The organism is Streptomyces sp. NPDC104761 (genome assembly GCF_055583445.1).
In genome coordinates this window covers 1,073,942-1,086,251 of sequence record NZ_JBVJNZ010000001.1, presented here as the reverse complement: position 1 = coordinate 1,086,251, position 12,310 = coordinate 1,073,942, and the positions used below count along the sequence as shown (strand labels likewise).

The 12,310-nt window shown below is 69.8% G+C and carries 12 protein-coding genes; 8 read left to right on the top strand and 4 right to left on the bottom strand.

What is annotated here, in order from left to right; translation table 11 throughout:
* The first annotated feature begins 102 nt into the window (after window positions 1-102).
* Window positions 103-279 carry a YceI family protein gene (locus ACZ63F_RS04940; RefSeq protein ID WP_469708764.1) on the top strand — a complete coding sequence of 59 codons (177 nt, stop codon included), beginning with the start codon at window positions 103-105 and terminating at the stop codon, window positions 277-279.
* A 93-nt stretch (window positions 280-372) separates the two neighbouring features.
* Window positions 373-1,248 carry an alpha/beta fold hydrolase gene (locus tag ACZ63F_RS04935; protein WP_469708762.1) on the top strand — a complete coding sequence of 292 codons (876 nt, stop codon included), beginning with the start codon at window positions 373-375 and terminating at the stop codon, window positions 1,246-1,248.
* A 120-nt stretch (window positions 1,249-1,368) separates the two neighbouring features.
* Here the strand turns inward: ACZ63F_RS04935 and ACZ63F_RS04930 are convergent, their stop codons facing one another.
* Window positions 1,369-1,974 carry a TetR/AcrR family transcriptional regulator gene (locus tag ACZ63F_RS04930; protein WP_469708759.1) on the bottom strand — a complete coding sequence of 202 codons (606 nt, stop codon included), beginning with the start codon at window positions 1,972-1,974 and terminating at the stop codon, window positions 1,369-1,371.
* A 164-nt stretch (window positions 1,975-2,138) separates the two neighbouring features.
* Here ACZ63F_RS04930 and ACZ63F_RS04925 point away from each other — a divergent pair, with 164 nt between their 5' ends.
* From ACZ63F_RS04925 to ACZ63F_RS04915, 3 genes are all read left to right on the top strand, one after another.
* The gene (locus ACZ63F_RS04925; protein ID WP_469708757.1) at window positions 2,139-3,347 is read left to right on the top strand and encodes an ABC transporter permease; all 1,209 of its coding nucleotides are present in this window, start codon (window positions 2,139-2,141) and stop codon (window positions 3,345-3,347) included.
* 15 nt (window positions 3,348-3,362) lie between these two features.
* Window positions 3,363-3,941, top strand: a complete 579-nt coding sequence (locus tag ACZ63F_RS04920; protein WP_469708755.1) for a winged helix-turn-helix transcriptional regulator — start codon at window positions 3,363-3,365, stop codon at window positions 3,939-3,941.
* A 143-nt stretch (window positions 3,942-4,084) separates the two neighbouring features.
* The gene (locus ACZ63F_RS04915) at window positions 4,085-4,750 is read left to right on the top strand and encodes a nitroreductase (protein WP_469709328.1); all 666 of its coding nucleotides are present in this window, start codon (window positions 4,085-4,087) and stop codon (window positions 4,748-4,750) included.
* 37 nt (window positions 4,751-4,787) lie between these two features.
* On the opposite strand, the gene ACZ63F_RS04910 is transcribed toward ACZ63F_RS04915, so the two are convergent.
* From ACZ63F_RS04910 to ACZ63F_RS04900, 3 genes are read right to left on the bottom strand one after another with little or no spacing between them, the layout of a single operon-like run.
* Window positions 4,788-5,582 (bottom strand): ferritin-like domain-containing protein, encoded by a 795-nt coding sequence (locus tag ACZ63F_RS04910; protein ID WP_469708752.1) that lies wholly within the window; start codon window positions 5,580-5,582, stop codon window positions 4,788-4,790.
* A complete protein-coding gene (locus tag ACZ63F_RS04905) occupies window positions 5,582-7,897 on the bottom strand; it encodes an HAD-IB family phosphatase (protein ID WP_469708750.1) in 2,316 nt (771 codons plus the stop codon). Before ACZ63F_RS04905 ends, ACZ63F_RS04910 begins: the two co-directional genes overlap by 1 nt.
* Complete coding sequence (locus tag ACZ63F_RS04900) at window positions 7,894-8,721, bottom strand: hypothetical protein (RefSeq protein WP_469708748.1); 828 nt, start codon at window positions 8,719-8,721, stop codon at window positions 7,894-7,896. The genes ACZ63F_RS04905 and ACZ63F_RS04900 overlap by 4 nt, the downstream gene beginning before the upstream one ends.
* Before the next feature lie 316 nt (window positions 8,722-9,037).
* On the opposite strand from ACZ63F_RS04900, the gene ACZ63F_RS04895 reads away from it, so the two are divergent.
* From ACZ63F_RS04895 to ACZ63F_RS04885, 3 genes are read left to right on the top strand one after another with little or no spacing between them, the layout of a single operon-like run.
* A complete protein-coding gene (locus tag ACZ63F_RS04895) occupies window positions 9,038-9,829 on the top strand; it encodes an SDR family NAD(P)-dependent oxidoreductase (RefSeq protein WP_469708746.1) in 792 nt (263 codons plus the stop codon).
* 39 nt (window positions 9,830-9,868) lie between these two features.
* The gene (locus ACZ63F_RS04890) at window positions 9,869-10,606 is read left to right on the top strand and encodes a lysophospholipid acyltransferase family protein (protein ID WP_469708743.1); all 738 of its coding nucleotides are present in this window, start codon (window positions 9,869-9,871) and stop codon (window positions 10,604-10,606) included.
* Entirely contained in the window at window positions 10,603-12,306 is a 1,704-nt protein-coding gene (locus tag ACZ63F_RS04885) for an FAD-binding oxidoreductase (RefSeq protein ID WP_469708741.1), read from the top strand. Before ACZ63F_RS04890 ends, ACZ63F_RS04885 begins: the two co-directional genes overlap by 4 nt.
* The last annotated feature ends 4 nt before the right edge of the window (window positions 12,307-12,310 follow it).

The following is a 12,310-nucleotide window of genomic DNA, read 5'->3' as shown; positions in this document are numbered from 1 at the left end:
GCCTGCCTCGGTGTCCAAGCCTGCAGGGTCGGCAAGAGATATCCGGAGCGCGATGTGCATGCCGCCGGCCCGGATGTCCTCGATGCGGCGACTTTCCCTCTGATGAGCTTCCGCTCGTACGGAGGCCGTCACAACGGTATCGGTTTCACGGGCACGGCCACGTTGCGGCGTTCCGACTGGGGGCTCGGCGGCGACAGGGCCCTGGCCGCAGGCGGAGTTCTCATCAGCGACAAGGTGCGGCTAGCCCTCGACATCCGTGCCGTGCGACTGGACCGGTGACAGGGCGCACCGGCCGCGCCCGTTCCCATCCGTGCCGTTCCGGTTCTCCCCGGGAAACGGCACAAATTCAACCCATGCCTCGAAAGGGCTCTTGTGAACCACCGTTCTCTGTACCGACGTACCCGCACCCCGTTCACCGTGCTGGCCGCGGCGAGCGTCGGAGCCGCTCTCCTCCTCGCCACGGTCGGTCCGGCGAGTGCGTCAGGCTCGCCGTCCTCTGCCGCCTCGCCCGTCCGGTCCGGCACCGCGGGCAAGCCGACCGTGGTGCTCGTCCACGGCGCCTGGGCCGACGGATCGAGCTGGAACGGCGTCATCACCCGGCTGACGAACCAGGGATACCGCGTCGTGGCCCCGCCGAACCCGCTGCGCGGTGTGCGTAGCGATGCCGCTTACCTGGCCGATTACCTCAAGTCGGTCAAGGGCCCGATCGTCCTGGTCGGCCACTCGTACGGCGGCATGGTCATCACGAACGCCGCCCTCGGCAACAGCAGTGTCAAGGCGCTCGTGTACATCGACGCCTTCATCCCCGCGAAGGGACAGTCCGCAGGGGAGATCGCCGCTTCCGAGCCCGGTTCGGGAGTGATCGTGCAGGATCCGACGACGGTGTTCAACCTCGTCCCCTTCCCGGGCGCATCGGACGGCGACGCCGACCTCTACCTGAAACCGCAGGTCGTGCGCTCCTCGTTCGCGCAGGACCTGCCCGCCGCACAGCAGAACCGGATCGTTGCGGCCCAGCGCCCGCTGGCGGCTTCGGCGGTCACGGAGCCGTCCGGTGAGCCGGCGTGGAAGACGATCCCCTCGTGGGCGCTGATCGGACGCCAGGACAAGATCATTCCGGTGGCCGCGCAAGAGGCGGCGGCGAAGGTCGCGCACACAAAGGTCCAGGAGATCGACTCCTCGCACCTCTCCCTGGTCTCCCACCCCGGTGCCGTGGCCAGGCTCATCACCACGGCGGCCCGCACCAGCTGATCCGTACCCGGCCCTCGCGATCGAGGCTTGCGGGACGGAGCTCCCGGAACTCGTCGGAGGGAAGAAGCACCGCCCTCGATGACACCGTCGAGGGCGGCTGCCCGAGTTTCCGGAGACCGCTCAGCGCTCACCGGCCGGTCCCGGCCACAGTGCCCGCACCGCGTCAGGCACCTCGGCCACCACCGACGGATCGAGCAGGGCCACCTGCAGGATGTAACCGGGGAGGACGGAGAGCATCGTCGAAGCGATCCCCTCCGCGGTCGCGTCCGTCGGCAGACCGCCCCGCTCCTGGTGGTCGCGGACCAGCGTGACGAGATTGGCGCGCATGCCGCCCATGAGGTCGTCGAGCTTGCGCGCCAGCGAGCGGTTGCGCATGGCCTCTCCCCAGACCAGAACCGCGAGGCCGGCCACGTCCTCCTCGGCGGACTTGACCCGGATCACGTCGAGCAGTTCCGCCATGACCGCCCCCATGGACCGGTCCCGCCGGTTCGCCGCGACGGCGACCGTGATGTCCAGGACATCGCGCATGTTCTCCTCGGCGATCGCGAGGATCATCTCGTCCTTGCTGGTGAAGTGCCGGTACACCGCGCCCGCGGACAGCCCCGACTCCGCGAACAGGTCCTGCATGGACGTGGAGTGGAACCCGTCACGCAGGAAGCAACGGCGCGCTGCGTCCAGGATCTGCTTGCGGCGGGCGTCCATGTGCTGCTGGGTGACCTTGGGCATGGGACAAGGCTACCAAAGAAAACGAACGTTCGTGTTGACGTTTGCGGACCTCACGGGCCAGACTAAACCCTCAAGAAAAACGATCATTCCTTTTTATGAGAGGGCGGGCCGTGAGTAACCCCTTGTCAGGACACCAGACGTGGCGGGAAGTAGCCATTGCCGCCGTGGTGCTGCCCATAGTCATCACACTGGCGGTGATGACGTTCGCCTGGCCGGCGGGGCGGATCTCGCCACGCGACGTCCCGGTGGGGATCGTGGGCACGGGGCCGGCCAGTCAGCACGCGGTGGAGAAACTGACTCAGCAGAAGCCCGGCGCCTTCGACTTCCACCTCTACCCCGACCAGCACGCGGCGCGGTCGGCGATCAGGAACCGGGACGTCTACGGAGCCTTCGCCGTCTCCGGCCACGGCATCACCGTGCTGAAGGCCACCGCCGCAAGCCCCTCCGTGGCCCAGCTGCTGACCGATGTCGGACAGCAGCTGGCGGACAGGGCCACCGCGCAGGCGACCGCCCGGCAGAAGGCTGCCGAACAGAAAGCCGCCGAACAGAAAGCTGCCGAACAGAAAGCTGCCGAGCAGAAGGCCGGCGGCGCGCACTCGCCGGCGAAGGCCCACCAGCAGGCAGCCGCCCAGCAGGGAGCCGCCGGCGCTGCTTCCCCGGTGCAGATCCTCGCGAAGTCGGTCGACGTGGTGCCCGTCGCCGCGGACGACCCTCGGGGTGTGGTGTTCAGCTCATCGGTCTTCCCGCTCACGATCTGCGGCATCCTGATCGGGGCGTTCGTCACGATGGCCCGCGGTCTGGCACGCCCGCGGCACCGGGTGCTGACGCTTCTCGTGGCATGCGCCGTCGCGGCCCTCGGCGTCTATGCCGTGGCCCAGGGTTTCCTCGGGGCGCTGCCCCACAACCACGTGGCCACGTGGGCGATCCTGACCCTCGACCTGCTCTCCGTCAGCGCCACCGCCGCCGGTGCGATCCGACTCCTGGGGCCGGCAGGCCTCGGGCTCAGCGCCGCGCTCATGGTTTTCGTCGGAAACGCCTTCTCCGGCGCCACCTCCGCACCGGAGATGCTTCCCGAGGGCGTGGACCACGTCGGCCAGTGGCTGCCCCCGGGCGCCGGTGCCGACCTGCTGCGCGACATCACGTACTTCGACGGCAACGCCGATGCCGGTCACCTCGCCGTCCTCGTCCTGTGGACCGTCTGCGGGCTCACGGCGGTCATGTGCGGCCACTGGGTCCTCAGGGAAGGCCGCGGCACGAAGAGCGGGGCGCCGGCTTCCGGAGAGTTGCTTCCGGCACTGCCCGGGTCCGGCACCGCCCTGACGGTGCGGCGCCACGCGCACGCGCACGCCCGTCGCCATGACGGGGAGGACTGATACCGAGCGCTTCATGTGCGCGATCACGACATGGCCGCCGCGGACTTCGGACCGATACCGAAGACCGATGAGGCGCCGACGCGCGCGGACTCCTGCCACAGCCACAGCCACGGCTACGACCGCACCACGACCACCGAATACAGCGCGAGTTGGCGCGTCGCGACGGCTCGCGCCGTACCGGAACGGACACGCACCATGCCCACCCCTCAAGACCCTCACCCGGCAGACCGGACCGAGCATCCTCGGTCCTCCGGCACCTCTCCGGCCATCGCCCGGGCCTTCGCCCTGCTCAGCAACGACTGGAACGGCCTGATCCTCATGGCTTTGGCCAAAGGGCCGGCCGATTCCGCGCAGATTCGCGAGCGTATCCCCGGCATCAGCAGCCGCATGCTCACCCGGCGGCTGAAGGAGCTGACCGCGATCGACCTGGTCACCCGGGAGGTCCGGCCCGGGCTGCCGTCGCGGCCCCGTTACGCACTCTCTCCGCATGGCAACGCGTTCCTCGTCCCCCTGGCCGTTCTCTTCCTGTGGGCGGAAGATCACCTTCCTGCGAGCAGCGCACCGGCCGGCCGGCCGGCCACGGCTGACCTCTGACAGCGTCCCGTCCGGACGCGACCGCTGCGGAAGGCGCGAGTCGACGGGGCTACGATCCATGGCGATTCACGCATATTGTTACATTTCATAGTCTTCCGGCTGGCAAGGGCGGCATGTAGAGCAGACGAGGGAGCCTGGTGATCTTGGACGTCTACGAGGCGGTGACGAGCCGACGAGCCGTACGTGGATTCATCGACCGGCCCGTTCCGAGGGAGGTGCTCGAGCGGGTGCTCTCCGCCGCGGCCTGGGCGCCCTCCGGGTCGAACCTCCAGCCCTGGCATGTCTACGTGCTGACCGGCCGGCCGCTGGACGAGCTCAAGGAGCTCGCCGGCGGGCGTGTGACCGCGCGCGATCCCTGGGACGAGCGCGAATACGAGATGTACCCGCAGACACTGAGGTCCCCCTACCGCGAGCGCCGGTCCGCCTTCGGTGCGGAGCGCTACAGCTCACTGGGCATCGGGCGAGAGGACTGGGAGGCGCGCCAGAGGGCCGCTTCCGCGAACTGGGAGTGTTTCGGCGCCCCGGCCGCCCTGTTCTGCTACATCGACCGCGGTCTGGGCCGGCCCCAGTGGTCCGACCTGGGCATGTACCTGCAGACGGTGATGCTGCTGCTCCGCGCCGAAGGCCTGCACAGCTGCCCGCAGATGGCGTGGTCGGTCTATCGCAAGACCGTCGCGGAGGTCCTCTCGCCCCCTGACGACCTCATCCTCTTCTGCGGTATGTCGATCGGATTCGAGGACACCGCAGTTCCCTACACCCGTACAGGCCGGGCACCGCTCGAACAGACGGTCACCTTCGTCGACGCATAGGTCCCGTGCGGGAAGGTGACCCTCGGGCGTGGCGGTGTCAGGCAGCGATGCCGCGGCGGTCCATGGCGTCCTCGACGATGCGCAGCCCGTCCAGGCCCGGCAGCTTCGCAATGTGCGCGTCGATGCCGCGGATGAGCTTGCGGCCCTCGGCGCCCCCGAAGAGATGGGTCATGACATGAGTGACCTCGGTCTCGGGCATGACGCCCGAGCCGACCGGGCCCCAGGCCCTTTCGAGCGCCAGGCGAGCGACCACCCGGGCCTTCTTGCTCGCCGCGAGCCGGTCACGCGCCTGCGATGCGTAGAACGCGACATGCTTCGTCTCCTGCTGTGCGATCCGCTTGAGCAGCGGCAGCAGCACGGGGTGGCTCTCCAGGGCGGCCAGTCGGTGGTACGCCGCGGTCGCCGACCACTCGTTCGCCGCTCCCCACGCCATGTGCACGGCGACGAAGTCGTTTCCGACCAGCCGGCCGATCACCGTCTGCTTCACCGTCCCGAGGCGGTCCCGCCAGCCGAGCTTCAGGCGGGTCGCCTTCAGCTCGTCGAAGTCGACTCGGAGGCCGTGGCGCTCCAGCACGGCCGCGAGGGCCTCGCCGTGCCAGAACTCCTCGCGGTTCCACATCGTCATGAAGGCGCCCACCGCCGGCTCGTCGTGAGACGGGGTCGTCAGCAGATCACGCAGGTAGCACACCGTGTGGTACTCGATGTCACACATGTAGCGCAGGGTGCGCAGCGTCTCCTCGGGCAGCGGGTTGCGCTCGAACTCGTCGAAGTCGAGGTCGGCCCACTGCACGCCGGTGGAGTTCTTCGTGTACTTGTCCATGTCGAAGGCCATCAGTCGCTCTTCCCGTCGGTGCGCGCCGGATTCGTCGCCCGGGCCGCGACGACCTCGCGGCGTACACCCGAACCGCCGCTCTTCCAGCGGTGGATGTCCCAGTTCCTCCGGTGCGACTCGCGTGCCAGTTCCGCGTCGGGGTTGACCGCCGCGGGCTTGCCCAGCAGTGACAGCCACGGCAGGTCGGAACGGCTGTCGCCGTAGCCGTAGGAGGCGGCGAGGTCGTAGCCGCCCTCCTCGGCGTACCGCAGAAGCCACGCGGCCCGCGCCTCGTCGACCAGCGGCGGCTTCGCCAGGTAGCCGGTGAGCACCCCGTCCCTCACGTGCAGGGAGCTCCCGACGACCTCGTCGAACAGGTCGGCGAGCGGAGCGGCGAGAAGGCCGGCCGAGCCGGTGACCAGGACGGTGCGGTGACCGGCCGCGCGGTGCTCGCGGATACGCGCCAGGGCGTCCGCGCTCGTGTGCCGCAGCATCGTGTCGGCGTAGCCGCGCCGCACCACCTCTTCCAGACGGGCGACGGGCATGCCGCGGTAGCGGCGCAGGAAGGCGCGGACGAACTCGCTGCGGTCACGTCGCTCGGCGCGGAGGTAGCCGGGCAGGGAGACGAGCAGGTCCACCACCTCCTTCGGCCAGGCCGCCTTGCGGAAGCCCGCGGTGCGCACCCAGAGGTACTGCTCGACGATGTTGGAGTCGACGACGGTCCGTTCGAGGTCGAAGACGGCGAGTACGTCGGTACGCCGCGGCAGTTCGCGTCTCGGACGGGCGCCCGACGGCCGGACGGCCGCGGCTCTCCGACGACGGTGGGCGGCCGTCAGCTCGGTGACGGCGGGGAGGTGCACCTTCTGCAGGTACTCCTCCCAGTCGATCCGCTCCACACCGAAGCCACGGTCCTCGCGCACCTCGGCCGGGAGGGCGTCGTTCAGCGCGCGGGCGTTGCGGTCGTCGAAGACGATCTCGGTCTGCGCATAGGCGCGGTAGAGGTCGACGAAGTTGCCGAGGGTGGCGATACCGGCGCGCACCTTGGCGTTCCCGGTCGCGAGAGCGCGCTTGCGCTCGTTGTTCGGCATCAGTCGCAGGGCAGCGTCCCACAGGTCGGCCTTCGTCCTCGCCAGCCGGAGTGCGCGGTTGAACCTGCGCTCGCCCGAGAACTTCCAGTCCGGCACTGCGACGAATCCGTCGTCCTTCGGAAGCGGGTGCTGCGTGTAGTAGTCGCGTACGTTCTCGTACATGCGGTGGAAGGGCAGCGGATTCGACGCGCCCGAGGCGATGTGGAAGTACCGCGGCTCGTCGACGGGCGCCGGGTTGGCCGCCACGGCCAGGATGGCGTTGACGACGAGGTCGACGGGGATGACGTCGAGGATCGAGTCGGGCAGCCCGGGGAAGTCGGGCAGCTGGCCGCGGCCGTAGGCGAAGATCAGCGGGTCGGCGACCTTGAAGCCGTCGATCCAGCCGGGGAACGGGTGCCGGAGCGCGCTCTCGATGATCGCGGGCCGGACCACCGAAAGCCGGTGTCCGGCCTCTCCCCAGAGGTCTTCCGCGGCACGTTCGGCGAGTGCCTTCGTCAGCGTGTACACGTCGGTCCACCCCAGGCTCTGGGCGCGCCGCCGACCGGCGGCGACGAGCTGGGAACGCACCCACTCGCGCCGCGCGTTCTCGCTCGCGCGGGCCGCCGCGATCGGGCCCTCCTTGCCGTGGTCGCCGCGGGCGCGGGACATGAACCGCTCGAGCATCGCCGGCTGCCGCGAGGTGAGTTCGGTCTGCTCGTGGGTCCGGGTCGCCAGGGTCCACTCGGTGTGCCAGAGGACATCGTGTTCGAGCCTGGCCTCGGGCACCACACCACGGCGGAGCCCTCCGACGTAACAGGTCGACACGTGGACGACGTGCGGGTCGGATCCGGAGGCCAGCAGGGCCTCGTAGAGGCCCACGGCGCCGTTGACGTTCGTGTCGAACGCCTCGTGGATGGGCGGGTCGAACGAGACGGTCGACGCCGAGTGGATGACGACGTCGAGGTCGGCGGGCAGCTCGGGGACCCGGGTCATGCTGCCGTCGAGCACGGTGATCCGTGCCCGGACGATGCGCTCGGCCTCTTCGGCGCCCACGGTGTCCCGCCAGCGCCGGAAGACGGGTTTGCGCAGCAGCTGCCGGAGCCGGTCCTGCCCTGTCTGACTGCCCTTGCGGCGCACGAGGAGCGAGATACGGGTGGCGGGGTGGTCGCTGAGCAGCCGCTCCAGCACGGCCTGCCCGACGAAGCCGGTGGCGCCGGTCAGCAGGACGTGCGCGTCGCCGAGTTCGGTGTTCGCGTAGTGCGGTGTCACGGAAGGAGCCTCGATTCCACGGTGGATGCGACACCGGGACGGATGCCGGGGAGCGCGGCGACCATCCCGCGGATACGGCGCGCCTCGGCCCGTCCACGCTGGTCGCCGAAGACATGGCGTTCGAAGAAGGTGCGCTCGTGCCCGGAGCGGTCGACCGAGCCGAGCGGCCAGGCGGCGTGCCGGAGAGCACGGCAGGTGATGCGCTGGGCGCGGGCGGAGCCGCGTAGCCGGCGCTCGGCCTCCTCGGCGAGGAAGCGGATGTGACGGTTCTTGATCTCCACCACCGGGTTGATGATCGATGCCGTGGCGGAGGACACGCCGGCCAGGCGCCGGTAGGCCGCCTGCGTGATCCATTCGTCCACGAGGCCCGTCGTCACATGTTCGGCGACGATCTGCGTACCGGTGATGCCGGCGACGAGGGAGCGACGGATCGGGCCACGGCGTGCGCGGCGCTCCGCGGGTACCCGCCGTGCCGGACCGGCGCTCGAAGGCAGGTCGCGGGCGGCAGGGGAGGCATCGAGGACGGCGTCGAGAGCGTCGGCTGTCCAGAACCTCTCGAACATCCACGTGGTGAGGAACGCGGTGACCCGGGCGTCCTTGTGTGTCGCCGTGACGAGGAGGTCACGTACGCGGTGCAGCGTCGTACGTTCCATGTCGCGCAGCGCGCGGACGAGTCGGACCGAGTCGGCGTCGAGCGGCTCTTCGGCGAGCGGCCCGAGGTCGAGCGTTCCGCGGTGGCTGCCATGTGCAGTGCGGGCGAACTCACGCACGTCGAAGCCCGCTGTCTCGGGCGGCAGGGTCGTCGTCTCGTTGTTCGAGTTCATGCACGGGCTTTCTGGGCGGGAGCGGGGGAAACTCTGCGGCACTCCCGAAGCCTGCGAGAAGCCGCCGGGGACCGACACGTGAGACCGCGCACCCGGCACATGTGTGACACCACGCGCCTCGGTCATGTGCGGAAGCTCGTGTCACAAGGCGGAGGCGTGCCCGGTCTAACGCGATGACCCCGGAAAGGAAGGGTGTGTCAGGCGCGTGGACTCAGCCATCTGCCGTTGTACGAGGCAAGTCACCCGGTGCGGCTCGTCGGAGCCGGTCGTCGGCCGAGCGGGGATCCCGGATGTCGAGTAGAGGGCGGGTGAGACCGTGCTGAGCCGTACCCGGGTCGCCCTGGTCACCGGTGCCACCTCCGGGATCGGGGCGGCGTTCGCGCGTGCCCTGGCAGACCGCGGATGGGACCTGGTCCTGGTGGCGCGCGACAGGGAGCGGCTCGCCCGGGTGGCCGCCCGGCTCGAATCCCGGGGCCGTGCCGTCGAGGTGCTGCCCGCCGACCTGGCCGAGCGTGCGGACGTCGCACGGGTCGCCGCCCGGCTGGCGGACCCCGCCCGTCCGGTGGACATGCTCGTGAACAACGCCGGTTTCGGCGTGCACGCACCGATGACCTCGGCCGACACCGCTCCGCACGACCGGGCGATCGAGGTCATGGGGCGTGCGGCGCTGGTGCTCGCCGGCGCCGCCGGGCGGGCCATGCGCGAACGCGGGCACGGCGCGGTCGTCAATGTGTCGAGCACGGCCGGGTTCGTCACGATGGGAAGTTATTCGGCGATCAAGGCCTTCGTGACCTCGCTCTCGGAGGGACTGGCGAACGAGCTCCACGGAACGGGCGTCACGGTGACGGCACTCTGCCCGGGCTGGGTCCGCACCGAATTCCACACGCGGGCCGGAATCCGCTCGTCGAGCATTCCGGACTTCCTCTGGCTCGACGCCCGGCGAGTCGTCGAGACGACTCTGCGCGACGTCCGCCGCGGACGGGTGATCTCCGTGCCGAGCTTCCGGTACCGGTTGCTCATCTGGTGCGCACGTCATCTGCCACGTCACACGGTGCGGTGGATCTCGCGACGGATCTCGTCCAGCCGCACGGACATTCTCACTGACTGAAGGAATCAGTGCGGGCGAACCCGCACGGGAAGGAAGCGGATGCCTGCGACGGTACGCGACCGTTTCACCTCACGCTCGCACGCCGCGGCGCGTTTCATCGCACAGCGGGGGCTGCTGAAGCCCCTCGTCTGGAGCGTGACCAGCGTCACGGTGCTCGGGCGCGAGCGGTTGGCGAACGTCGAGGACTCGTATGTCGTCGTCGCCAATCACACCTCGCATCTGGACACACCGCTCATCATGGGCGCGCTGCCGCGCCGGCTGGCGCGCTACCTCGCGGTGGGAGCCGCCGCCGACTACTTCTTCGACGTGTGGCGGCGGCGCGGCCTGACCGCCCTCTTCTTCAACGCCTTCCCGGTCGACCGCACCGGGGCGTACGCGCGCGCAGTGAGCACCCGCGCCGTGAGCGCCAAGGCCCTGCTGAACCGGGGAGTGCCGCTCCTGATCTTTCCTGAGGGCACCCGGTCGCGCGACGGTTCGCTCGGAACGTTCAAGCCGGGGGCGGCGGCACTCGCCTCGTCGGCCGAGGTGCCGGTGCTCCCCGTCGCGGTCATCGGCGCGCATGCGGCGCATCCTCGCGGCTCGAACTGGCCGAAACCCGGCCGGCTGCCGGTCGGGGTCGTCTTCGGCGAACCACTCACCGCTCTTCCCGGGGAGTTGAGGAGCGAGTTCACCGCACGTATCCGCTCGGCGATCCTCACCCTCACCGAGGAGAACTCCGAACGCATCCTCGGCGTGAGTGCGATCTCACGTCGTGTTCCCGAAGGAGACCGCTCGTGACCGAACCTGCCGGCCGCACCGACGCGACGCGCACCGCTGATGTGAAACACATGAAGTGGTGGGGCTGGGGCGTGGAAGGTGTCGGCTTCCGACACGAGGACAAGCCTGGTTTCGCGCCGTTCGTACAGCGGGCCATCGGCCTCGATCTCCGGGCGGGCGAACACACCACCGACGGGCCGGACTTCGCGCAGTTGAAGGTGCCGCCCTCGACGGCGCCGGAGGCATTCGTCACGCTGCTGACGGACATCGTCGGAGCCGGCAACGCGGCCGTGGACGACCTGTCCCGCGTCGTCCACACCTACGGCAAGAGCCTGCGTGACCTGGTCCGCATCCGGGCCGGCGAGGTGGGGCGCAGTCCCGATGTGGTCGTCTACCCGGCCGACGAGGCGGAGGTGCGGAGAGTCGTCGACGCGGCCGTCGAAGCGGACGCCGTGATCATTCCCTTCGGGGGTGGCAGCAATATCGCGGGCAGCCTGGAGCCGCACGTGGACGAGGACCGGGTGGTCGTCTCGCTCGACCTCGGCCGCCTCGACCGGGTGCTGGAGATCGACCCCGACTCCGGCCTGGCACGCGTCCAGGCCGGGGCGCCGGGTCCTGATCTCGAGGCCCAACTCAACCGGCACGGCTGGACGATGGGGCACTTCCCCGACTCGTTCACCCACTCGACGCTGGGCGGGTGGGTCGCCACGCGCTCGTCCGGCATGCAGTCGGACAAGTACGGCGACATAGCGGACATCGTCAAGGGGCTGCGCGTCGTGCGGGCCGACGGGGTCCTCGTGATCCGTGCCGTGCCGAGCGCGTCGACCGGGCCGAGCGTCCGGGAGATGGTGCTGGGCTCCGAGGGGCGGCTCGGCGTCATCACCGAGGTCACGGTGCAGGTGCACCGGCTCCCCGCGAAGCGGGCGATCCACGCCTACTTCTTCAGGAATCTCGACCACGGCCTCGCGGCGATGCAGGAGATCGCGGAGAGCGACGTGTCGCCCTCGGTCACCCGTGTCTCGGACGCGCACGAGACGGGCTTCTCCCTGGCGACGAGCAAGGAGGCGAAGGGCATTCGGAAGGCGGCCCAGGCCGGCCTCATGGCGTACCTCAGGCGGCGTGGCTGGAACCTGGACGAGATGTGCCTCTCCTTCATCGGCTTCGAGGGCGACACGGCACACGTGAAACGGCAGAAGTCGCTCGTCGACCGGATCGTGCGCAGGCATCACGGCATCGGCGTCGGCAGGGGACCCGGTGCGCTCTACGACCAGAAGAAGTTCGACACGCCCTACATCCGCGACTTCCTGCTCGACCGCGGTGCCGCCGGCGACGTGAGCGAGACCGCCGGCCCGTGGTCGAAGCTCCGCGGCATCCACGCGGCGGTCTACGAGGCGGCCGACGTCGCCTACGAGAGGATCGGCCGCACCGGCTGGACCATGTCGCACATGTCGCACTCCTATCACTCCGGAGCCTGCCTCTACTTCACGTTCGCCTTCGTCTTCGGCGACGACCCGCTCGGCGAGTACGACACCGTCAAGCGCGCGATCCAGCAGGCGTTCGTCGACGCCGGCGGCACGATCTCGCACCACCACGGGGTGGGTCTGGAGCACGCGCCCTGGCTGGCGGAGGACATCTCCCCCCAGGGGGTCGCGATCATGTCGGGCCTCTTCGGCGCCGCCGACCCGGGGGGCAACTTCAACCCGCGCAAGATCGTGGTCTGAGCGG

Bases quoted from the DNA above. Each gene is read 5' to 3' on its own strand.
- ACZ63F_RS04900 (WP_469708748.1), bottom strand. From the start codon at position 8,721: ATGAACTCGAACAACGAGACGACGACCCTGCCGCCCGAGACAGCGGGC.
- ACZ63F_RS04890 (WP_469708743.1), top strand. From the start codon at position 9,869: ATGCCTGCGACGGTACGCGACCGTTTCACCTCACGCTCGCACGCCGCG.
- ACZ63F_RS04940 (WP_469708764.1), top strand. From the start codon at position 103: ATGAGCTTCCGCTCGTACGGAGGCCGTCACAACGGTATCGGTTTCACG.
- ACZ63F_RS04910 (WP_469708752.1), bottom strand. From the start codon at position 5,582: ATGGCCTTCGACATGGACAAGTACACGAAGAACTCCACCGGCGTGCAG.
- ACZ63F_RS04930 (WP_469708759.1), bottom strand. From the start codon at position 1,974: ATGCCCAAGGTCACCCAGCAGCACATGGACGCCCGCCGCAAGCAGATC.